Source organism: Limibacter armeniacum (genome assembly GCF_036880985.1).
GTDB classification, from domain to species: domain Bacteria; phylum Bacteroidota; class Bacteroidia; order Cytophagales; family Flammeovirgaceae; genus Limibacter; species Limibacter armeniacum.
On sequence record NZ_JBAJNO010000004.1, the window covers coordinates 21,911 to 45,668 of the forward strand.

Sequence of the window (23,758 nt, forward strand, 5' to 3'; positions counted from 1 at the left end):
CGAATATGAAATCTCTAAAAATATTGGCTTGGGCAATGGTTATCCTGTCCCTTTGCGCCTGTGAATCCGATGAAGGAAGCCGTGACTTTGACAAGGAAGTATTGCTGAAAGACTTGGCTACGAATATCATTGTCCCATCCTATACACAATTTTCGGATGCCTCTTCCTCTTTCCTGAATGCGACAGTGACATTTACCGAAACGCCACAGGAAGATAACCTGATTGCCTTACAGGCAGAATGGGTGAAAATGACCAATTCATGGGCCAGCATCGAAATGGTTGACTTGGGACCCGTTGCCATCAATTACTTCCGCACGTACATCAGCCGTTGGCCACTAACAGAAACTGCGCTGATAGAGGAAGCCATCAATACGACTGAGACCATTGATGAAACCTATGTCAGTAATCAAGGCTCTACCAGAAAAGGACTACATGCAATTGAGTACCTGATCTTCGATCAGGACAATGATCACCAAAAGATCATTGATGCATTTGCAGATCCAAACAGAGGATTGTACCTGAAAGCCTTGGCGCAAAATCTGGTGACGATCTCAACACAGATGAGTAACGACTGGAGCAACACCTATCAAGCTGAGTTTATCGAAAAAATCGGCAACGGCATTGGTACGTCAGTCAATGATCTGGCGAACAATATTATCGTGTTTGCTGAGAATATTAAGAACAAGAAACTAGGTGCACCGCTAGGAAAAGGCTCCCTTACGCAAGAATTGGCGCCCGACCTTGTGGAAAGTCCATACTCCAAGACCTCGGTTGAGCAACTGAAGGAAAACCTGACTTCATTAAAATTATACTTCGAGGGGAATGGAGGAACAGGCTTAGCAAAACTGATTGATTTCTCTACTGAGAATACAGAAAACCATCAGCTCTCAGAAAAAATCATCAGCCAGATTGAGGGAATCATTACTCTTCTGGATGGTTTTAACACACCGCTCTTTACAGCAGTTGAAAACCAGCAACTGGAACAGTCGAATGAACTTTACACCGAGATGGAAAACCTGATTCGCTTGTTAAAGTCTGATATGATGTCGGCTCTTAGCCTGACGCTGACTTTCAGCGATAATGATGGGGATTAGTAATTAAACGCTTCCAAACCGACTCATTTTCAAAATAGATTATGAGTCGGTTTTTTATTGGATCAAAGTTTTACATATTTCTCTACAATATGTCTTTTAATGTTTTGCTCCTCTACAATTTCCCATCCGCTCTGAATCAGGCTATCCCCTTTTACTTCCAGTTCAAAAGTAAACTGATGCCCTCTCATCTCTTCAATTCCTGTGAATGAAAGTGTCTCTGTATATTGGTTTCCTTCCAGTGAATAAACACCTGCTCCACCATAAAAAACTTTCTGTTCATCATTGCTCTGGTTGAAAAAAGCAAAGTGTTTCCCATTGATTATTTTGATAAAATCAGTTGAGGAAAGGTCCTTATAGGTGACACTGCCGTTTTCTTGTGTTTCTGCCTGAACAAGTTTCCAGCTTCCCTGAATCTGATCAGCCAAAATAGGTTCAACGGATTCTTCTACCGAAGCAACTTTCGTGGAGTTACCTTGATCCTGACATCCAAAAAACATAGCAATTGAGGCAGCGGCTATAAGCAAGTATGTTATGCTAATTTTCATTTTTATTGGGTTTAATTACAGTTACAAAAAATTTGAGTTACGAAGATAATCCAATAACTGATAAGTAATAATTTCTTTCTGTTTACAAACTCCTTAAACCCAACCAAAAAGAAAAGTCACCTTATAAACCATAAGGTGACTTGAATAATGTCTTTTAAGCAAAAGCTTAAATCTCCTGCATTTGCCTGATTTGCGAAAGCAACACTTTTTTAGGTGTAAATGGAATCGCAGAGAGCATCACTTTTTGTGCAAAAGTTAACCCTGATACAACGTCCAACTTGCCAGCCAACATCCCTTCGTAACCATCCTTTGCTACGGAACTGGCACTCGCAGTCTTCTCAAACAACGAAGTCTTGTCCATTCCTGATACTGCTGCAAACCCCGTTTCAGTAGCACCTGGCATCAATGTAGTGACTGTTACCTTGGTGTCCCTTAACTCTTCCGCAATGGCATTGCTGAAGAATGTAACGTAAGCCTTTGTTGCATAGTAAACGGCCTGTAACGGTCCGGGCAACAGACTCGCTGTCGAGGATACATTCAGTATTTTCCCTTTATTCTTGGCGACCATATCAGGAAGAAAAAACCTTGTCAGGGCTGTCAGTGCAACAATATTCAGGTTGATCATAGCCAAATCCTGTTCCCATTCCCTTTCGTGGAACTTACCATGTCCACCAAATCCTGCATTATTTATCAAGTAATCTACTTCAATGCCTTTTTCTTTTACCTCATCGTACACTTCTTTTGGCGCACTCAGTTCCGTTAAATCTTTGGTTATCACATAAACCGCACACGAGTACTTGGCCTCCAACTCGCTTTTCAATTGGTTAAGCTTGTCTGCACTTCTGGCAACGATTACCAGATTACCTCCCTTTTCTGCATGAATTCTGGCGAATTCCTGACCTATACCACTTGAAGCTCCTGTAATTAGTGCTGTTGCTTTCATAGTTATATTTGAGTTAAAATGTGTTTCAGATTTTCGATATACAAAGCTCCCTATTTTGGCTATCTTCTTTCAGCACATTTTACAGAAAGTAAAACACATATTCCTTTTACTAAGGAAAACCATAAGCCTCACTCCTAAAATTCAATTGAAATACAGCCATTTAAATAAATGAATAGACAAAAAAATAGGATCACCCTTCTGGATGATCCTCTAAAAAGTCAATTTGGTTTTGATCTCAAAATCTTATTGAATAGCCAGAACTTTACGCCCTTTCTTCTTTTTTGATGTCTTTTTCCTCCTACCCCACCAAATCACTGTTCCTGTTACGGGTAACGAAGCAATGATCAGGCTGGCAAAGAATACAATTAGCTTACCCGGCAGTCCCAAGATTGCCCCAATATGGATATCGTAGTTCATCCGTTGCAGTTTCTTGGCAAAATCGGCATCCTCATACTTCCCGTCAAAAGGCATATCAGCCCCCAGTTTTTTGCCTGTAAACTGGTCAAAGTGGAAATAGTCTACCTGATGGAAACTGCTCGGCTTATGGTTGATATACGTATAGAAAGATTCTGTTTTCAGTTGTGGTACCGAGATATAAGCCTGACCTGTAGCCGGCTTATCTGCCTCCAGTTTTTCCCACACCTGATCGATAACAGGTTTTGGAAGCTCATCAACCACAACAGCAGTTGTATCTGAAAGTGGCATCTGGTAGACTGCACTACCCTTTCCGCCAGTCAGTGTGTAAACAGTATCTGCAAACCACTGAAATCCCATTACCATACCTGTCAGTGCCAAAGCAAGTCCTACCAGCATGGCATAAAAACCCAATACATTATGCAGGTCGTAATTGACCCTTTTCCAGCTGGCGCTCCACTTGATACTGAAACGCTGCTTCCTTGCATTCTTATTTTTGGGCCACCACAGGATAAGCCCTGATATCAACAGTAAAGAGAAAATCAGCGTAGCATAAGTCACGATCGGCTGACCAATCTTTTCAGGCAACCAAAGGAAATGATGCCCGTCCAGTATAAAGTGGAAGAAGTCCTTTTCATCATCTGTAATTGCCTTTACCTCTCCTGTATAAGGGTTGATATGAACCGTGTAGAAATAGTGAGGTTCAAAACCCCAAAACCATACGCTGGCAGTCTTACCGTCTTCAGGATACAGAATACCGTTGGCATCTACGCCCTTACCCAAAGCTGCTGAAGCCTTGGCTTTCAATTCTGTAGGAAGCATCAGGCTTTGTCCTTGCTCAGGCATTTCGATATTGCGAAAGCCTTGTTGCATATCCTTGATCTCATCCTCAAAGGTAAGTACACAACCCGTTATCGCTACGATAAACACCACTAATCCTGACGCCAGCCCTAGCCACAAATGCAGCTTTCCGATGATTTTCCTAACCTTCAAAATGCTATACTTTTTAAATAAAAATGGTTTGACGGATGATCAGCCAAACCGCTTCTTATTTTTATATAAATACTGATGGAATCATTTACTGAATGATAAGTTTATTCGTATATCTACAACGTCTGTTTACGAAATCCTATCGCAGAGAAGAACCCTTTCTACGCTATTTGATTGAATGTCAAATCAGTAAATTACCTTATTTAGACTTGTTTTAAATAAACACGCACGAAGGTAAAAATCCGAAGCCCTATTATCAAACAATATTTAGATTTATTTTAAATAGAATGTGAAATTTTTAAGTCTATAAATAACAAAAAAGCACCTCCAAAACTGAAGGTGCTTTTTGCTATAAAGCCACTGACACTGATGACTCACTGACTCGCAACTTGTAATAGGTCTGTGCCGAGACATCAGTAATGACTCTAGAGACAGTGGATACCGTTTCGCCTCTAATGAGTTTCGCTGTAACGATCAACGGGGCAACCTCAAAATAACCCACACGACTCTCTAATGACGAGAATGTCAATTCGCCTCTTGGTGCTTTTACGATTACCTCATAACTATCATATTGGCTAAAAATACTTGAATCAAATGCTACACTAACCAGATTATTGGCTAAAGAACACATTAGGTCAATACTTTGATTACTGCCAGTTGTGACACCAAATTCTTCAGATTTCCCTGTATAATAAGGCTGATCAAAAGCAGCCGCCTTTGGTGTTTCCAGATTGAAGGTTCTAATGTAATAATTGCCTACAGGTAGGTGAATACCATCTGATATATCAGAAAAATGTTCGAAGTACTTCACTTTTTGTTGGCTTTCGGCATCATATATGGCCACCTGCAATTCATTATTGGAAATACCAGCTACCCTGCCATGTTTTATCGAAATTTGATGATCGATAGACAAGCCTAATCTTACTATTCCTCCTTCTATTGGCTCAACGCTTTCTACCTGATCACAAGCCGAAAACAGCCATACAAGCATAATTGCTCCTATAATTTTTACCTTTTTCATTTTCCAATTGAGTTATAAAACAGTAAAAACAGAAGCAGGCTTAGCGGTATTGCTGATCCCTTTTTCACTTTCAAAAATCATCTTGCCCCATTCGGTCAGTTGTGAACCTTCCCAATCTACCGCCAAATCCAAGTAACTGACAGGGTCACCATTTCCTTTCCATGACCAAGCCAAATACCCCAACTGAAGTTCTTCACAAACTTCCAGTATAGTTTCCCAAGCTACAGCTGCCGGTGGATCACCGTGCTGGAAACCAAATTCCCCTACAATAAGTGGCAACTGGGCATCAACGGCCTGTCTCAACATACTGCTCACCTTATCTGGAGATTTCCAGCTTTCATACATATGGACGGAGAATAAAAGGTTATGCTGCGGATCACTATCCAAAAATGTCTGGCCATATTCCAGAATCAGGTTCAGATCCTGTCCCCAACTACTGCCATCAATGACAATCGTATGGTTCAACCCTGCATTCCTCATCATAGCAATAGCTTCCAGATATGCACTCTTGTAGGTCTGGTCAAAACCACTCCACTCATTGGCAATGTTCACCAGCAAAAGTCCTTCATATTCTTTCAATACCTGACTGATATCTTCCCGAGCCCAGTATGCCGCCATACTCACCAACGATTCCTTGGAGGTTTCGCCTGTGGCATCATGCAATTCCACCATAGGAATCATGCCCCTGTTGATGGTTTCCTGAATGATTTTGCGCAGCATATTCGCTTCCGTATCACCTTGAGCTATATTAGCTTCCCACTGGTTATCATCCCACTCTGCTTCCCACACCAATCTCACTGTATTTGTCCCCTTTGCTGCAATATGAGGCAGTGCCTTGTATGCTTCATAACGACCATAGCTGTCAAACCAGTAGTGTGGGTTGTTGATTCCTCTCATCACAAAGTCATGTCCGTTCATGTCATAGAGACGACCATTCTTGACAAAAAATCCTGATGACTGGATATAGTCGGGGCGGGTTTCATAATGACCTTGATACACGTTGATCAGTGCTGTTTTTTCGTTGACTGTTTCATCTATGATCAACGTTGTCGCTGTCCCACCAGTTTCCACTGCGATCCCAATTGGATAATAGGTACCTTGCTTTGCTCCTTTGATAACAGAACGGGCAATGGTTTCCTTTCCTGAGAGATCAAACAGGTGTGTTTCAATAGTGATATCCTCTCCTTCTACAATATTGAAAAAACCTTCCCGCTCTTCACCTTGCTCAAAGGTCAGGACACCTTGCAATGTCCCTATCTTTGTATAGTATTCCTTGTAGTAATTTTCTACAAATGCATCGTATTCCAAAGTAACCTTGACACTCTGTACTGCGGCAGTAATCGTTGTTGCCTTTGTTTTTTCTGCCTGTACTTCAATTCCTTCTATTTTCCCATAATAATAAGGGTTACCAAATCCATACGGCTCCTTGGTATTTGACTCCACCACGATGTAATACTGTGCTGCTTCCAGTTCCACAGATTCGGGAAGCGTACTTGCATCCGTAAATGCTGCTGCCAAAACGCCGTTGACCTGATAGACTTTGACCTGAAGTTGTGAAAGTGTTGCTGCGATTCTGGCATTAGACGATGCTTGTGTCATTGTGCTGTCCAGGCTTACCGATATTGTCAGGTTACCTTTTGCTGCTGAGGGGGAAGGTTGTGGGTCTTCAGTATTACATGAAACTATAGACAAAATGCTCAACAACCCATACAGCCAAGGGAGTAACTGTTTTTGCATAAGATTGGGTTTTAAAAAGTAAATAAAATGCCGTGACCTTTCAGCCACGGCATTGAAATTATATTCGGCATTACATGGTAACTTTACCTTCCGTTACCTTGATATCATCGATATGGATTTCCATACCTGCCAGATCAGCTGTAGTAAAGGCAATTCTCAAGCGGTCATCTCCCTCATCTGTTCCCCAGTCACCATTGATGCTTGACAATGGCACTGACACGACTGTCCACTCAGTTACGGCATCTCTTGAGACCAAATCGCCACCGTATTTCGCACCATCAATCAGTCTTTCGCACTGGATATATACCTCAGTACCATTGGTATGCATATAGAATGTCAGGTATGGGTCTTTGAAGTCGCTCAGGTCAGGATGGGCATATTCCAGATACCCGAACCAACTCCAGTCTCCACCTCTATCCGCTTCATTCAGGATAACACTTTGGTAATTGCTGCCTTCATAAGCAGAAAGGCCACTCAGGTTCAATCCGTGTGTTGAAGGAACGCCTGTCCAGTCCGCAGCAGTGAAATGATCAATGCCGCTCTCAAAGTTGTCTATACTGATTTCCACCTTTTTCCCATCCGTAATCATCACCTGATCAAGGTAGATTTCCATATTATTTGGCAGGTCAGCAGTAGTGAAAGCGATTCTCAAGCGGTCTGAACCTTCTTCAGCACCCCAATCACCATTGATAGATGCAATCGGGAATGAAACAATCTCCCAACCATTTGTACTTGAGCGTGATACCAGATCACCACCAAACTTGCTGCCACCTTTCAGCATCTCTGCCTGTGCATATACGTCTGTTCCATTGGTATTCAGGTAGAATGTCAGGTGAGGGTCATTAAAATCACTCAGGTCAGGCAGTGCCATTTCTACATAACCAAACCAGTTCCAATCCCCGCTTCTGTTCGCTGCATCAAGTTTCATACCCTGATAATTACTACCCACAGCCGCTTTCACAGCTGGGTCAAGATTTATACCCGAAGTGATGGTGACATTGGTCCAGCTTGGCTCAATCACTTGATTGACCCCATCCTCAAAATCCATCAGCACCAAGTCACCTGCAGCCGGTTTCGAACCATAAAACATTGGAATCGGGTCAGATACTGGTACCTCATTCCCCTGAAGAGTCGTCATACTCAAAATGGCCGTCTCTCCGAATGCCTGATCTGATGGAACTGTAACTTTGATCTCATCTTCTTTGGCAGAGGTAAAGTTGACACTCAGTTCTGTCGAGTTCAGGTAAACCTTGTCCACTAAATCCACATTATCCCCTTTGATTGAGATATTGCTACCCGCCACAATTCTGTCAGGATATTGTACATTCTCAACTGCCAGATAGATTGGCTTAAACATCTCAGCCGTTTCTGACTGCTGGCGGTACTGGTTGCGCAACGTAAATGGATTCTGCTCAATTCTTCTTGGCAGTTTCACCTTCAACTCATTCTCACCCAGACTAATCACCTCACAAGTTATGCCACCAAGCTGTACACTGTTTACCTTGCTTAATGCTTCTCCCCTCAGTGTCACTTCAGATCCGACCACCGCTTCAGCAGGCTCAAAAACATTCACCTGCGGTACTGGCCACACGATATCATTAGGGTCTGCTTCTACATCTGTACAGCCCATAATGCTTGCCGCCGCACCTGCCAATACAAGCAGGCGCAGCAAAGCTGATTTTATATTGATATGTTTCATGAATTTCAATTTTAAAGTGATCAGAAAAAATTACATGCCCAGCCACTGCTCATCCTGCTGAGGAATCGGTACAAATGGCTGGTTTTCCCACTTGTCACCCAATCCATCCTTGTAGGCATTGAGTACCGCTCTTGCACGTCGCTGTCTGACAATGTCAAAGTACCTCAGTGCTTCCATTCCCAGCTCCACTCTTCGCTCATGCCAGATCGCATCTCTCAACTCAATTCCAGACTGATTGGTAAGTGCAGGCAATGCACCGCCAATTACATCAGATGAATAACTCAGATCACCATTCAGGGTAGCGCCATAAGGTTTTGTACTTCTTCTTGCTCTATCCCTGATCATATTTACATAGTCTCTCGCTTCGCCTTCAAAACCAAGGTTGTAGGCAGCTTCTGCATGCATCAGCAGGACATCCGCATATCGCATCTTGCGCGTATTCACAGGGCTTTCACTCTGAGGTGCTTTCTGCTCAGGGGCTACCTGTGCTTTTCGGTTAGAGAAACCTGTTCCGCCTGATTCACTCAAGAAAATCTCCAAGTCATTGCCATACAGCAGAATGCCGTCACCAAATTCATAGATCGTCGATTTCTGACGAGGGTCATTGGTTTCGAATGCATCATGCAAACTTTGTGTTGGAGAATTGAAACCCCAACCGGTATAGCGCTGGTCACTCCAGTCAATTGGTCTGATTCCCTGAAAGATGGTGCTATGTGTACCGTCATTCTTGTCACCATAGAAATCACCACTTGAATTCTGGTTGACAAACTGGATTTCAAAGATGGATTCCACACTGTTTTCACCTTCCATCTCAAAAAGCTGAGCATAGTTTCCCAACAGCGCATACTCACCTGAATTGATGATATCCTTTGTCTGGTTATATACTGTCTGCCAGTTTTCCTGATTGTCGTTGGCTTCCAGCTTCATGGTGTACATCAGTACCCTTGAGAGGTATGCCTTTGCCGCACCTTTTGTTGCCCTGCCGATATTGGCTGCATCATAGTTTAAAGGCAGCAGTTCAATCGCTTCTGTCAGGTCCTTGATGATCTGGTTAAACGTTTCCTGCTCAGAAGCCCTAGTTTGTGTTCTGTATTCACTTGGGGCAATCGTTTTAGTGAAAACGGGCACTTCCCCAAAGATTCTTACCAAGTGGAAATAACCAAAAGCCCTCAGGAACTTGGCTTCCCCAATCAGTCTTGCCTTCTTGCTTTCCTCCGCAGGAGAGCTGTCCAAACCTTCCAGTACAGAGTTAGCCCTGCTCACGATTCTGTAACCGTATTCCCATGCAGCCAAACCAATCAGGTTGGTATTCGTCGCCTCAAAATTTTCGATTGCCTTCAGCTCTGGAAGGTCACTGTCACTTGATCCTTTTACGGCATCATCCGAACGAACATCCCCAAACATCCAGAACTGGTGGTGAAAAGGGTCCGTATCTCGCTGCAATGCATCATAGATGCCGTTTACTGCCAACTCTGCATTGGCTGGATCATTGTAGAAGTTCGCACTTGTTTCCTTTGCCAAAGGTTCTTTGTCAAGGAAGTCTTCACAGGCAGTGCCCATTCCGAGGAGCGCTACCAAAGGAAGGATATATCTCTTTTTCATGATTGTTCTCAGTTTTTGCTTAGAATGAAAGATTGATACCTGCTCTGAATGTTCTTGCCTGCGGATAAGACGCCATGTCCACACCATAAGTCAGTGTCGGGATTGGATCACTTGACGAGGCACTCTGCACCAGTTCACCGATTTCAGGATCAAGTCCTGTATAGTTGGTGAAAGTCAGCAGGTTGTCTGCCGCTACAAAAATTCTCAGCTTGCTGATACCCATTTTCTCTTTCAGGGAAGCAGGCAGTGTGTAGCCCAACTGTACAGTCTTCAGGCGGATGTAGCTCGCATCTTCCACATACAGATCAGAGTAGCGTTCATTCTGGTTCGGGTTATCAGCCGAGAATCTTGGGCCGTTTCGTTCTGGGTTTGCCTCAGTCCAATGGTTTTCTACCCTGTAAAGTGGCATGTTTTCACCTTCCAGAGAGTAATCAATATGGTACCTAAGTGGATTCACAGCCTCTGCCCCTTGCACTCCTGAGATAAACATTTGAAAGTCAAAGTTCTCATAGCTGGCAGATGCATTGATACCATAGAAGAAATCAGGTGTTGCACTTCCCAAGTAGGTACGGTCATTTCCGTCAATCACCCCATCATTGTTCAGGTCAACAAACTTCACGTCACCTGGCTGTGCTTTAGGCTGGATTAAGTTACCATCCTTTACATAACTGTTCACTTCCTCCTGGCTATTGAAAATACCATCCGTTTTCAGGCCATAGAAATAAGCAATCTCATAACCTTCTTCCGTACGGGTTGTATTACCTACCTTGTTCACGTTACCAGCTTCAATCGCTGGCGTATCACCCAAATCCATTACCTCATTGGTGATTTTGGAGAAATTCACCCCTACTTCATATTGGAATTTACGCTCCAGACCACCCCTGAAATTCAGTGAAAGTTCGATACCACGGTTCTGCATTGTACCGATGTTAACTGGAGGTGCCTGATAAGATACAAACTCAGGAACGGGTACCGCCACAATCATGTCCTTTGTATTCTTGATAAAATAGTCAGCAGTCAGTGTCAGCCTGTCCTCAAAGAATCCTGCATCCAGACCGATGTTAGTCATCTCGGTAGTTTCCCATTTCAACTCAGGGTTACTTAGCTCAGTTTGAGCCACACCCTGTACTGGTGTCTGGTTACCGAATGGGTACTTCTGCTCATTGGTCAGTGTTACTGCATACTTATATGGTGCTACAGCATCCTGGTTACCAACCTGTCCCCAGCCACCTCTAAGCTTCAGCTGAGTAATCTGGTCAACTGAGTTCAGGAAGCTTTCTTCCTTTACATTCCAACCCAATGAGAACGAAGGGAATAGCCCCCACCTTGACTCAGGCAAGAACTTGGAAGAACCATCGTATCGCACACTCGCTGTCAGCAGGTACTTACCAGCATATGAATAGTTTGCCCTTGACAGGAATGACAACAATGTTGACTCCTCTGCACCACCCTGAGGCAGGTTTTCTGAAGGTTGTTTACCAGTACTTGGAAACTGAAGTGATGAATCATTCGGCACATCTGTTACAGCAACTCTCGTCCATGCATAATAGCCGGACTGTGCTTCCGTACCGACCATCAGACCGATGTTGTGGTCTCCAATCTCCTTATTGAAATTGGCAAAGTTGGACCAAGTATATCCGTGGAAATCACTTCTCTGTTCTGACAGAGAACTAACTTCTCTTTGTTGTGTAGGCTTCAGGTAATATACAGGCGAATAGGACTTACTGTAATCACCACCCAGATTCGCTGTGAATTGCGACTTGAATGAAATACTAGGTAGGATCTGATAATTCAACCAAACGTTACCCAATAGGTTATTCTTGTTATACTCCGACTGTCTCACATCTTCCTGCATATACAGCGGGTTGTTGATGCTGTTTGCCAGGTATGTTCCCTGCCAGTTACCATCTACATCTTTTGGCGCTGTTACAGGGTCAGCCATCATAGCACCTGTCAATACACCACCATACTGGTCATTTCTGAATGGACCTCTGTCTTCCATAGCCAAAGCCACGCTCAAACCAGAAGTTACTTTGTCAGACATCTTGAACTCAAGGTTGTTTCTCACCGTGAATCTTGAGTAGTCTGTATTCTCAAGGATACCTGTCTGGTCAAAGTAGGAGCCTGAAACTGCATATTTCACGTTTTCATTACCTCCGGTTACTGACAAGGCATAATCCTGCTGATAGCCCTGCTTGAATACTTCCCTGAACCAATCTGTTCCCTTGGCCTGCTGTTCCAGTACGTAATCCACCATTGGGTCAGCTGCATCACCGTGCATCTCTTTCTGGATCGTAGCATATTGTGTAGCATCTGCCATCTCCATAATGTTCCAAGGCGTCTGTACACCAGCACTAGCGGTAAAGTTGAATACTGCCTTACCAGACTTTCCTTTTTTGGTAGTTACCAATACAACACCATTGGCACCTCTGGAACCATAAATAGCTGTCGCTGAAGCATCTTTCAACACTTCAATTGACTCAATATCAGCAGGTGATAGGAAGTCAATATTAGCAGTAGGGAATCCATCCACTACATACAGTGGATCAGAGTTGTTGATTGTTCCAATACCACGAATCCTGATTCGCATACCCGAACCTGGCTTACCTGACTGTGAGGTCACCTGCACACCGGAGATCCGGCCTTGCAGTGCCTGTCCGACACTTGGCGTAGAAATCTGGGTAAGTGCTTCTGGCTTTATGGAGGCAACCGAACCTGTAATGTCACTTTTCTTCTGGACACCGTATCCGACTACTACTACTTCCTCCAGCTGGTCAGCATCTGGAACCATCTGATGGTTGATCGTGCTTTGCCCATTGACTGAGATTCTCATTGTCTCATAACCAATAAAGCTAAACACTAGCTCGGGATTTTCCACTGTTCCCAAATTAATACGGTAGCTACCGTTAAAGTCGGTAATGGAACCTTGGGTTGTTCCGTTGACCAGAATGTTTACACCCGGAAGGCCCTGACCTGTTTCATCGGTTACTGTTCCTGAAACAAATCTTTCTTGCGCAATGAGGCTTAAGGGTGCCAGCAATATAAAGGCAAGTACTGCCATTAGCTGCTGCAATGTTTGTAGTTTCATTTTCATATTGTCAATTATTGAATCACTGAAAAGACCGGAGGCCACACCCCTGCCGGCATCACAAACGTACTTAACACACTTGTGTGAGATCAGTTGATATGATTCAATTATGAGGTATGTTTATTACAATTGTATTTTTCATATTTATTGCAATAGGTAAAAAATTTGCACAAATCCATTTTAAATCATTTAAATGGATTTTATACGTAAAAAAACACCCCCATTGACTCAGCCCATTATTTGAATAATTCCAATTTTCATGAAAAATAATTACCCAAATAAGAAAAGGAATCAACAGGGGTGTTTATAGCAGATAAAAATTACCAGTGTCTATTTGACTATTTAATGGACCTCAGAAACTCTGAAGGTGTTTGCCCAAACTGTTTCTTGAAACATTTCCTGAAGTACTGCGGGTCATTGAAACCAACCTCGTAGGCTACCTCAGAGATATTGAGTTCCTGCTTTTTCATCAGCTCAACAGATTTCTGTAACCTGATGGTCCTGATAAACTCATTGGCAGATAGACCCATATCTGTCTTCATCTTCCTGTAAAGCTGCATTCTGCTCATATTCAATCCTTCTGCCAGTTCATCTACATTGAACTCAGTTTCTGAAATGTGCTCTTCCACCACCTTGCGAACCTTGTCCTCAAAACTGAGTTGCTTTGTACTGACCAATCCCTTTCCTGTATACTCCTTGTTCACTTCCTCACGTACCTTTTCCTTAATTGCTGAACGGGACTCCAGCAACTTATTGACCCTGATTTCAAGGTGCATTGGATCAAATGGTTTAGGAATATAGGAATCAGCTCCAGCCTCCAATGACTCAATGCGTTGCTTGTTATCCGTCAGGGCTGTCAGCATAATAACTGGAATATGGTTGGTTGTCTCATTTTCCTTGATCTTTGCACAAAGTGTTTTACCGTCCATCTTAGGCATCATCACATCCGAGATAACCAGTACAGGACTATACCTGACCACTTTTTCATAGGCATCTTTACCATCTTCCGCTTCCATAACGGCATATTTCCCTTTCAGAATACTCTTGACGTAGGTCCTGATCTCAGCATTATCATCCACGACCAGAATCAGATCCTTCCGCAATAAGGTATTTTCCTCTTCTACAGGTTTATTCAACAGAATCGAAGCATCTGGCAATTTCTTGTTGCTGATTGAAAGATGCTGCTCTTCCCTTTTATTGGCCTTTGGGAAAATGTCCAGATCAGCAGGAATGTACAGTGTAAATACCGTTCCTATATTCTCTTCACTATCTACGAAAACACAGCCATAATGCAGGTCTATAATCGATTTTGTCAGTGAAAGTCCTATCCCTGTTCCACTATCCATGTTTCCCTTTACCTGATAGAACGTCTCAAAAACCTTGTCCAATTCTTCTTTCGGAATACCAAATCCAGAGTCCTTGATCATTACTTCCAGATACGATGAGGAGGTTTTCTCATGATGGGATAGTTGCTGCTTTACCCTGCCCGCCAATGTAGCATGATCGATAATTGTCGCTTCACACCTGATAGAGCCAAAGGCATTGGTAAACTTAAAGGCATTGGAGAGCAGGTTATAGAACACAGATTCCATCTTCTCGAAATCCATCATGACCTGACGCCCACTATCCACATTGAAATCATAAGTGAAAAGAATGTTCTTCTCCTGAGACATATTCTGGAATGCACCACATATCTGCTCCAGAAACTCTTTCATAAAAATCTCTGTCGGTCTGAGTGTCATCTTTCCTGCCTGAATCTTCCTGAAATCCAGCAACTGATTGATCACCCTCAACAGTCTTTGTGTATTACCATACATCACCTTATGCAAATCTTTCACCCCCTTGTTGTCCACTTCCATCCGCATAAGCTGCTCCAACGGCCCTATTATCAGAGAAAGCGGTGTTCTCAACTCATGCGAAAGGTTGGTAAAGAAAGAAATCTTCATCTCATTCACTTCCTGCGCCTTATTGTACTCCAGTGCCTTCATCTTCAACTCATTCTGACGTTTCATCCGGATAAGCAATACCTTGAACACCAGATAAAGTAAGGTCAACAGCAACAGGATATAGCCTATATATGCCCAAACACTCAACCACCAAGGCGGCAACACTGTCAGCTTAATCGTCAGCATGTTCGGGTTCCACTTGCCCTGACTGTCAGTGGATTTCAGTTGCCATGTATAGCTTCCCGGTGCCAGCCCAGTATAGTACGCTTTCCTTTCAGCAGCAGACTTCAGCACCCAATCCTTATCAATACCAGTCAGTTTGTAGGCATATTGCACCTTTCCTGGCAGCAGGTAATCCATGGATGAAAATGTCAATGCAAAGCTATTCTGCTCGTGTGTCAGCGTAATTTGCTTGATTTCCTCCAGTGCTTCCTTGAGAATCACCTCTCCACCTACTTCCTGTCCTGCCAATACTTTTTGCCCATGCAATTCGAATCCTGTCAGTACTGGTGTCTGATGATGGATATACGTTGTTATTTCATTTGGATTGATCACATCCAACGCTTCCCTGCCTCCAAGCAGCAACTGACCTGAACCAGTCATAAAACTGCTGTAAAAATGTGCTCCTCTCAAGCCATTCTGCTGATCAAAACGGTTAACTTCTTTTCCACTCTTATTCAGCTTGTAAACCGCATTCTGAGCGATTGCCCACTGGTTTCCAGCTGTATCAATCTCTACAGATTGTAGGTTGTATGAATTTTCCAGTTCAGGTAAAAGTTCCCTTACCAGTACGCCCTGACTGTTCAATACAAACCCTCCTTTTTCCGTCGCTATTGCCACTTCACCATTCTCAAAAATCTTCAGGTCATTGATAAACAATCCTCTCCTTTTGGACTCCGGAACATAGCTGTCAAACTGCTCCAATGAGACCATCTGACCATTTTTGACTTTCAGTTTGAAGACACCTTTTCCCCTGCTGGCTACCCAAAGGAATCCCTGCTGATCTTCCCTGATACAAACCAAAGGGGTATTTTTAAGTTGTTCAGACTCACTCTGGTTCTCAAAAGTCAACTGCCTGAACTGATTTTCCTTGCTATCAAAATAGTAAATCCCGTGGCTCCATGTTCCTAGCCAGACCACTCCTTTGCTGTCTTTCGTCATGGCAATCACATAATCATCATCCAAATTGCCCCCTCCATGAAAGTAGTGTTTTACACCTTGAACTGTACCTGTATTGTCATTCAAGGCATTACGGTCAAAGGTGAAAAGTCCATCACCCGAAGTGGCTACCCATATATCATTCCCATGCTGCAAGACCTTAGTAATATGCATCGGGTTCTTCAAGGCTTCTTCCTTGGACTTGAGGAATACCCTGACCTTTTTATCTCCATCAAGCCGATACAAACCATGCCTGTGTGTACCCAGCCAAACAGTCCCTACATCCGTCTTATTGATCGTGGTAATTACCTTGATATCGTGATCCTTAACACACTCAAAAGCCTTGTGCTGCTCATGGAATTTGAACATACCCATCAAGGTAGCCACCCATACATTTCCCTGCTGGTCTTCATATAAATGGTCTGGCTTGTTTCCGATAGCCTGTCCTGACTTGTCCAAATATTTGTAACTACCTTCAACCTGCTTGCTGGCAAGGTTGTACCTCACCAGTGCCTGTCCCGTTGCAATCCAAAGAATATCAGGGTTTAGTCTGGAAGGGGTTATCCTTCCCATTGTATTGCTTAACGCCTTCCCATGGAGTGACAGTGGCTGTACATCCATCGTATTGCCGACCCACTCACAATGGTAAATGCCATTGTCGCCCGCTGCCCAAACGCTTCCATCATGAGACTGGACAAGGTTTCGGGTATAAGCTATGTTATTGTTATCATAATAGAATATCTCTTCCCTTGCTGTATTGAGCACGCCCAAGCCAAATGTCATACTGAATAGGACATTGCCATTATTGAGCATACAAAGGGCCAATACATCATCCACAGTATTGATGGTACTGTTGACGGCATTCTTTTTCATGGTATAGGCCACAAAGGAATTGGACTCATCCTGATAAAGGTTAATCCCCCCACGTTGTGTTCCTATCCATAGTTTCCCCTGCTCGTCTTCCATAAAACAGGTAATCCGGTTACTGCTCAAGGAAGCAGGGTTATCTCCTCTGTGCTTGTAGTGTTTGAAGGTTTCGTCAGCCCGATTGTACACATAAATGCCATCGTCATCCGTACCAACCCATACTTCCCCGTTTCTTCGTTCAAGCGTACAGGTGATTTTATTGGTCTCAAACTGACTGACTGCTCTCTGTGCCAAATTTGTCAGCTCATAACCATCATATTTATACAATCCTTCCCAAGTGGAAAGCCACAGGTAACCTGTATGGTCCTGCATCACATGGTTAATACCTGAATGTCGATGGATTACTTCCCTGACCTGCGCTTTCAGGTTCCCCAAAGCACAAATGACGCTACAGATAAATGAAATAATAAATAGGTTGACTCTCATAAAAAGTAACAGTCGTGAAAAATCTCTATCCATCCCGTCAAAATATTTCTGATTCAATTTTCAGACGAGATCTCAAGAAATCCTCCTGATTACACACTTAAATAATGATTACAAATATCTGTATTTCCTACACTAATCAACATTGTACAAGTATATTTTTCCCTGTACAAAAATTCAGGCAATTGAAAATAACATTCCCAATTATCAAATAAACACTTAGCATAATCCAATTTAATCACAAACAAGCCTTTCAATTTTATGTTCATTTATTACACCAAAACATCATTTAATTACAAAATATAGCTTTCATGTAATTTTTATACCTAAAAGCACTCACTTTAAAAAGTACAATGAAATTTTAAAGTAGGAAATTTGAAACTTCTCCCACCAACCCTCCAACATTCCTTTAGCAGTTTTGTATCGGGCCACACACCCTAACGGAATAAGCAATTATTCTTGATTAGTGATGGAGATATGATGCTCCATCCATTAAACCTTTATGAGAATGCAAAAGAAATTCGAACAGCGAACGGCACATACCTGGCAGAAATGGGTTGCAATCGGCCTGTTAAGTTCCGGTTTGTTGTATGCAAATGGAACGATGGCACAAAACGCTTCGCTGGTAGATACCGAGGCCAGCAAGAAAACAGGATACCTTTACGACCAGATGCACTTACTTTCCGGCAAAGGACTCATGCTTGGGCATCAGGATGACACCTCTTATGGTGTTAACTGGTGGGATATGTCTGTCAGTAAAGGATTTGGAAAGTGGCGTAAAAACCAGCCCTCTGATACCAAACGGTCGATCGGTGTTTATCCTGCGGTGTATGGCTGGGATCTCGGGCATATCGGTGAGCCGAATAACCTTGACAAGGTGCCATTTGAAAAAGTGCGTGAGAACATCATCAAGGCATACAGAAGGGGTGGTATTAATACCGTTAGCTGGCATATGAAAAACCTGAAAACCGGTTCCAGTTCATGGGATACGACACAGGTGGTGAAAGACATGCTGCCGGGTGGTACTCTGCATGGCAAGTTCAAGGAAAAACTGGATTTGGTTGCGGACTTCTTACACTCCCTCAACTATTGGGGTGAGCCTATACCGGTACTGTTCAGACCTTGGCATGAGATGACGGGAAAATGGTTCTGGTGGGGAGAAGGAAATTGCACCACTGAAGAATACAAAGCGCTTTACAAGTTTACGGTTGAGTACCTGAGAGATGTCAAGCAAGTACATAACCTGATTTATGTTTACTCCACTGACAGGTTTGACAGTGAGGAAACCTACCTAAAATACTATCCAGGCGACGCATATGTAGATGTACTGGGCTTTGATGACTACCATAGCCTCAAACCTGAGAATAGTGCATCAGGACCTACCTTATTTGCCAAAGAAGTACAGATAGTAGTGAAACTGGCTAAGGAAAAAGGAAAACTTTCTGCCATGACTGAGACTGGCCTGATCGGCTTGCCTGACACTACTTGGTTTTCACAATCACTGCTGTCCAATATTATGAAAAGTGAGGAAGGTAAGCAGCTCAGTTATGTACTGGTGTGGCGCAATGCCAATATCGAACATGATCGACCTGACCATTTCTGTGTTCCACATGAAGGCCATCCTTCGGTAGCTGACTTCAAGGAATTCTATCAGTCACCATTTACCCTTTTTGAGGACCAGCTTCCTGACATGTACAAGAAGGTCAAGGGAAAGGATAACCAGAACGGCAAAGACAAGCAAGCCGATGCGGTTGTGCAGTAATGAAGTTTAACCTAAACCAACACACAGATGGAACTACAAGCGCTGGACCTGGTCATAATTGGGCTGTACCTGCTTTCTACTGTTATTGTGGGGCTTTGGCTCAAAAAACAGGCCTCCAAAAATATGAGCTCCTATTTCCTTGGGGGTAATACGCTCCCTTGGTATATGCTGGGGCTTTCCAATGCCTCAGGCATGTTTGATATCTCAGGTACCATGTGGATGGTGTACCTTGGTTTTGTTTACGGCCTTAAAAGTGTCTGGATTCCATGGCTCTGGCCGGTTTTCAACCAAATATTCCTGATGATTTACCTGTCTGTCTGGCTGCGGAAGTCCAATGTGCTGACAGGAGCCGAATGGATCAGAATCCGATTTGGAGATGGATTGGGAGGCAGGCTTTCACACATGGTAGTTGTGGTCTTTGCCATCCTGAGCGTACTCGGATTCTTGAGCTATGGCTTTATCGGAATCGGAAAGTTTATTGAGATTTTTGTGCCTTGGGATAGCATTTCTGCCTACGTGCCCTTTGAGGTTTCAGCAGAGAATGTCCCCAAACTCTATGGTATTGCCTTTACAGCAATTGCCACATTCTATGTGGTAATGGGGGGAATGCTAAGCATTGTATGGACAGACGTGATACAGTTCTTTATCATGACACTTTCAGCCTTGGTTATCGCAGGTATTGCGATGTCAAAGGTATCTCCTGAAATGCTGGATGCTATAACCCCTGAGGGATGGAGCAATCCTTTCTTTGGTCTTTCACTGGATATGGACTGGTCTGGGCTGATTCCTGCCGTCAATGAGAAAATTGACAGCGACGGTTTTTCCCTGTTCTCCCTGTTCTTTATGATGATGCTTTTCAAGGGCATCTTTGCTTCCATGGCAGGTCCTGCTCCAAACTTTGACATGCAAAAGGTATTGTCTACCAAGTCTCCGAAAGAGGCGGCGAAGATGTCAGGATTTGTTTCACTGGTACTGCTTTTTCCCCGCTACCTGATGATTACAGGGTTTACTGTACTGGCACTGGTATTCTTCAGTGATACTATCAATACGACAGGCAGCTCATTTGACTTTGAGAATATCTTGCCTATGGCTATCAAGGAGTTTGTACCATCAGGGCTGATGGGCTTACTGTTGGCAGGTTTGCTTGCGGCCTTTATGTCAACCTTTGCCTCGACAGTCAATGCAGCGCCTGCCTATATTGTCAACGATATTTACTTACGATATATCAATCCTAAAGCAGGACGAAAACTGCAAATGAGAGCCAGTTACCTGATTTCCACACTTGTGGTTGTGATCAGTACCATCATTGGCTTTTATGTACAGGACATCAATTCTGTACTGCAATGGATCGTATCTGCGCTTTATGGTGGCTACATCGCTGCCAATATGCTGAAATGGTACTGGTGGAGATTCAACGGATATGGTTTCTTCTGGGGAATGGCGGCAGGCATTTTAGCCGCTATGGTCTTCCCGATGATCTTCCCTAATACACTGGAGCTTTACTACTTCCCTTTACTCTTCGCAGTTTCATTGGCGGGCAGTATTCTGGGTTCTCTATTGACTCCTCCTACAGAAGAAGAAACACTGATTGCCTTTTACCGCAAGGTCAGACCTTGGGGATTCTGGAAGCCGGTACATGACAAGGTAATCGCTCAATACCCTTCCTTTAAAGGAAACAAGGATTTCAAAAGAGATATGGTCAATGTGGCTGTCGGCATTGTATGGCAAACAACGCTTACAATTATGCCCGTCTATATCGTGATCAAAGAAGGAATGGGATTCGCAGCCACTGCCGTAATATTCCTGATCTCTGCCCTTATCCTGAAGAAAAACTGGTGGGATAATTTGGACAAGGCATGCGAAACAGATGAGTCAACTCCAATCAGGAAAGAAGAGGCCCTAGCCGAATAAGACATTCAACATTTGAGATAAAAATATTAATACAGCAATGAAAACATTTGAAACAAAACTAAAGGCATTGATCAATGAACAAGAGGCATTGATCAGCCAGAAAAATACACCAAAAGCCGCTTACAACGGTATCTATGATCGCTACGAAAATCCTGTTCTGACAAGGGCACATGCCCCTTTGCACTGGCGTTATGACATGAACCCTGACACCAACCCATTCCTGATGGAAAGGATTGGTATCAATGCCACATTCAATGCAGGTGCCATCAAGTTCAACGGCAAATACATTGTTGTAGCAAGGGTAGAAGGTAACGACCGCAAGTCATTCTTTGCGGTGGCAGAAAGTCCTAACGGAATTGACAACTTCCGCTTCTGGGACTATCCGGTTGTATTGCCTGAAACAGATGAGCCTGACACCAACGTCTACGACATGCGTCTGACGCAGCACGAGGATGGATGGATTTATGGACTGTTCTGTACTGAAAGAAAAGACCCAAAAGCTCCTCAAGGCGATACTTCTTCTGCTGTGGCACAATGTGGCATTGCCCGCACAAAGGATCTCAAAACTTGGGAAAGACTACCTGACCTGATCACCTATTCAGGGCAGCAGCGCAATGTGGTATTGCACCCTGAGTTTATTGACGGGAAATACGCACTCTATACACGTCCGCAGGATGGCTTCATCGATACAGGTTCCGGCGGGGGCATTGGTTTCGGGTTAACGGATTCCATGGAAAATGCCGAAATCAAGGAAGAGTCCATTATCCACAACAAGACTTACCACACCGTCTATGAGGTGAAAAATGGACAGGGACCTGCTCCAATCAAGACCGAAAATGGCTGGCTGCATCTGGCACATGGCGTACGAAATACAGCAGCTGGACTTCGCTACACGCTCTATATGTTTATGACAAGTCTAGAAGATCCTTCAAAAATCATTGCCGTTCCGGGTGGACACTTTATCGCTCCTTACAGCGAAGAGAGAGTGGGTGATGTACCCAATGTCACTTTCGCAAATGGGTGGATTGCAGACGAGGATGGCAAAGTGTTTATCTACTACGCATCCTCTGATACAAGATTGCACGTAGCCACATCTACCATTGACCAATTGATAGATTACTGCCTGAACACCCCACAGGATGGTTTGCGTTCTGATGCTTCTGTGCAGACCATATGCCAACTGGCAGAAAAGAACCTTGCCTTTATGAACCAATTTGCCAATCAGGATTAATGACCATTAAAATGAATCAATATAAATCAGCCATAGAAAAAGAACTGAAGGATAATATCCTTCAGTTTTGGCTCAAGTACACCATAGATAAAGAAAGTGGTGGATTCTATGGCTATATCAGCTATGACAATCAGGTAAAAAGGTTTGCACCAAAGGGTGCGGTGCTTAACGCCCGCATCCTTTGGACATTTGCGGAGGCTTACCAACACTTCAAGCAGCCTGAATACCTACAAGCAGCCAAACGTGCCTTCGACTATATTCGCCAATATTTTATAGATGAGGAATATGGAGGTGTGTACTGGATGGTAGATCATCAGGGCAATCCATTGGAAACCAAAAAACAGGTCTATGCCGTTGCTTTCACCATCTATGCTTTTGCTGCCTATTATAAGGCAACCAATGACAATACCGCATTGATGGATGCACTAACACTTTTCAATGACCTTGAAAAGTATGCTTTTGACAGCATCAAAGGAGGTTACTATGAGGCTTTCAGCAGGGAATGGGAACTGCTGGAAGACTTGAGATTGAGTGACAAGGATGCCAACGAGGCTAAAACCATGAACACACACCTCCATGTGCTGGAAGCCTATACCACGCTATATGAGGTTAGCAAGGACAGGCAAGTAAAAAGACAGCTAGAGCACCTGATTGCTCTATTTGAGGAGAAAATCATCAATGAAAATGCTCATTTCAATCTCTTCTTTGATGAGAACTGGGTTCTGAAATCTTCCGCTGTTTCTTATGGTCATGATATTGAAGGCTCATGGCTGCTGGAAGAAGCAGCAAGGGCACTGGAAGATCAACCCACTTTGGAGCGTATCAGGAAAACAAGCCTTAAGATGGCATCCGTGACGTTGGAAGAAGGGCTTGACCAGAATGGTGCTGTACTGAATGAACTGCATGGAGATGGCACGTTGGATGATGAGCTCCACTGGTGGCCACAGGCTGAAGGTACAGTCGGTTTTCTAAACGCCTACCAGCTTTCATCAGACCCCAAATACCTTGATGCGGCTTTCAGGCTGTGGGATTTTATACAGGGTCGCCTTATCAACAAGGAATATGGTGAGTGGTATTGGAGGGTTGATGCCAATGGAATACCAAACCTGAATGATGAAAAAGTAGGTCCTTGGAAATGTCCATACCACAATGGAAGGGCTTGTCTTGAATTGCTTTACAGAATCAAGCAGCTGGAGGATATTTCACAAACTTCAGCACAATAATGGTGTGCCCTTCGGGGCATCATTATTTACTCTAAAACTAACTT

Annotated in this window: 14 protein-coding genes; 5 read left to right on the forward strand and 9 right to left on the reverse strand. The window is 43.5% G+C overall.

Features of this window, described 5'->3' with window-relative positions:
- Positions 1 to 5: 5 nt before the first annotated feature.
- Entirely contained in the window at positions 6 to 1,094 is a 1,089-nt protein-coding gene (locus tag V6R21_RS03930; protein ID WP_334241063.1) for an imelysin family protein, read from the forward strand.
- A gap of 62 nt (positions 1,095 to 1,156) precedes the next feature.
- Here the strand turns inward: V6R21_RS03930 and V6R21_RS03935 are convergent, their stop codons facing one another.
- From V6R21_RS03935 to V6R21_RS03975, 9 genes are all read right to left on the reverse strand, one after another.
- A complete protein-coding gene (locus V6R21_RS03935) occupies positions 1,157 to 1,639 on the reverse strand; it encodes a hypothetical protein (protein WP_334241065.1) in 483 nt (160 codons plus the stop codon).
- A 166-nt stretch (positions 1,640 to 1,805) separates the two neighbouring features.
- On the reverse strand, positions 1,806 to 2,582 hold the full coding sequence (locus tag V6R21_RS03940; RefSeq protein WP_334241067.1) for an SDR family NAD(P)-dependent oxidoreductase: 777 nt from the start codon (positions 2,580 to 2,582) through the stop codon (positions 1,806 to 1,808).
- Between the two features lie 243 nt (positions 2,583 to 2,825).
- Complete coding sequence (locus tag V6R21_RS03945) at positions 2,826 to 3,989, reverse strand: PepSY-associated TM helix domain-containing protein (RefSeq protein WP_334241069.1); 1,164 nt, start codon at positions 3,987 to 3,989, stop codon at positions 2,826 to 2,828.
- 346 nt (positions 3,990 to 4,335) lie between these two features.
- The gene (locus V6R21_RS03950) at positions 4,336 to 5,007 is read right to left on the reverse strand and encodes a DUF4493 domain-containing protein (RefSeq protein WP_334241073.1); all 672 of its coding nucleotides are present in this window, start codon (positions 5,005 to 5,007) and stop codon (positions 4,336 to 4,338) included.
- Positions 5,008 to 5,019: 12 nt separating this feature from the next.
- Positions 5,020 to 6,744, reverse strand: coding sequence for a cellulase family glycosylhydrolase (locus V6R21_RS03955; protein ID WP_334241075.1), 1,725 nt, complete (start codon positions 6,742 to 6,744; stop codon positions 5,020 to 5,022).
- 70 nt (positions 6,745 to 6,814) lie between these two features.
- The gene (locus V6R21_RS03960; RefSeq protein WP_334241077.1) at positions 6,815 to 8,443 is read right to left on the reverse strand and encodes an IPT/TIG domain-containing protein; all 1,629 of its coding nucleotides are present in this window, start codon (positions 8,441 to 8,443) and stop codon (positions 6,815 to 6,817) included.
- 30 nt (positions 8,444 to 8,473) lie between these two features.
- Positions 8,474 to 10,045 (reverse strand): RagB/SusD family nutrient uptake outer membrane protein, encoded by a 1,572-nt coding sequence (locus V6R21_RS03965; protein WP_334241080.1) that lies wholly within the window; start codon positions 10,043 to 10,045, stop codon positions 8,474 to 8,476.
- 19 nt (positions 10,046 to 10,064) lie between these two features.
- On the reverse strand, positions 10,065 to 13,139 hold the full coding sequence (locus V6R21_RS03970) for a SusC/RagA family TonB-linked outer membrane protein (protein WP_334241082.1): 3,075 nt from the start codon (positions 13,137 to 13,139) through the stop codon (positions 10,065 to 10,067).
- A gap of 332 nt (positions 13,140 to 13,471) precedes the next feature.
- The gene (locus V6R21_RS03975) at positions 13,472 to 17,590 is read right to left on the reverse strand and encodes a hybrid sensor histidine kinase/response regulator transcription factor (RefSeq protein ID WP_334241084.1); all 4,119 of its coding nucleotides are present in this window, start codon (positions 17,588 to 17,590) and stop codon (positions 13,472 to 13,474) included.
- A gap of 505 nt (positions 17,591 to 18,095) precedes the next feature.
- Here V6R21_RS03975 and V6R21_RS03980 point away from each other — a divergent pair.
- Genes V6R21_RS03980 through V6R21_RS03995 form a run of 4 tightly spaced genes read left to right on the forward strand, consistent with a single transcriptional unit; the run spans position 18,096 to position 23,714 of the window.
- On the forward strand, positions 18,096 to 19,349 hold the full coding sequence (locus V6R21_RS03980; protein WP_334241086.1) for a glycoside hydrolase family 26 protein: 1,254 nt from the start codon (positions 18,096 to 18,098) through the stop codon (positions 19,347 to 19,349).
- Positions 19,350 to 19,376: 27 nt separating this feature from the next.
- Positions 19,377 to 21,260 (forward strand): sodium:solute symporter family protein, encoded by a 1,884-nt coding sequence (locus tag V6R21_RS03985; protein WP_334241088.1) that lies wholly within the window; start codon positions 19,377 to 19,379, stop codon positions 21,258 to 21,260.
- Between the two features lie 37 nt (positions 21,261 to 21,297).
- Positions 21,298 to 22,491 (forward strand): glycoside hydrolase family 130 protein, encoded by a 1,194-nt coding sequence (locus V6R21_RS03990; protein ID WP_334241089.1) that lies wholly within the window; start codon positions 21,298 to 21,300, stop codon positions 22,489 to 22,491.
- A gap of 11 nt (positions 22,492 to 22,502) precedes the next feature.
- Positions 22,503 to 23,714 (forward strand): AGE family epimerase/isomerase, encoded by a 1,212-nt coding sequence (locus V6R21_RS03995; RefSeq protein ID WP_334241091.1) that lies wholly within the window; start codon positions 22,503 to 22,505, stop codon positions 23,712 to 23,714.
- Positions 23,715 to 23,758: the final 44 nt, after the last annotated feature.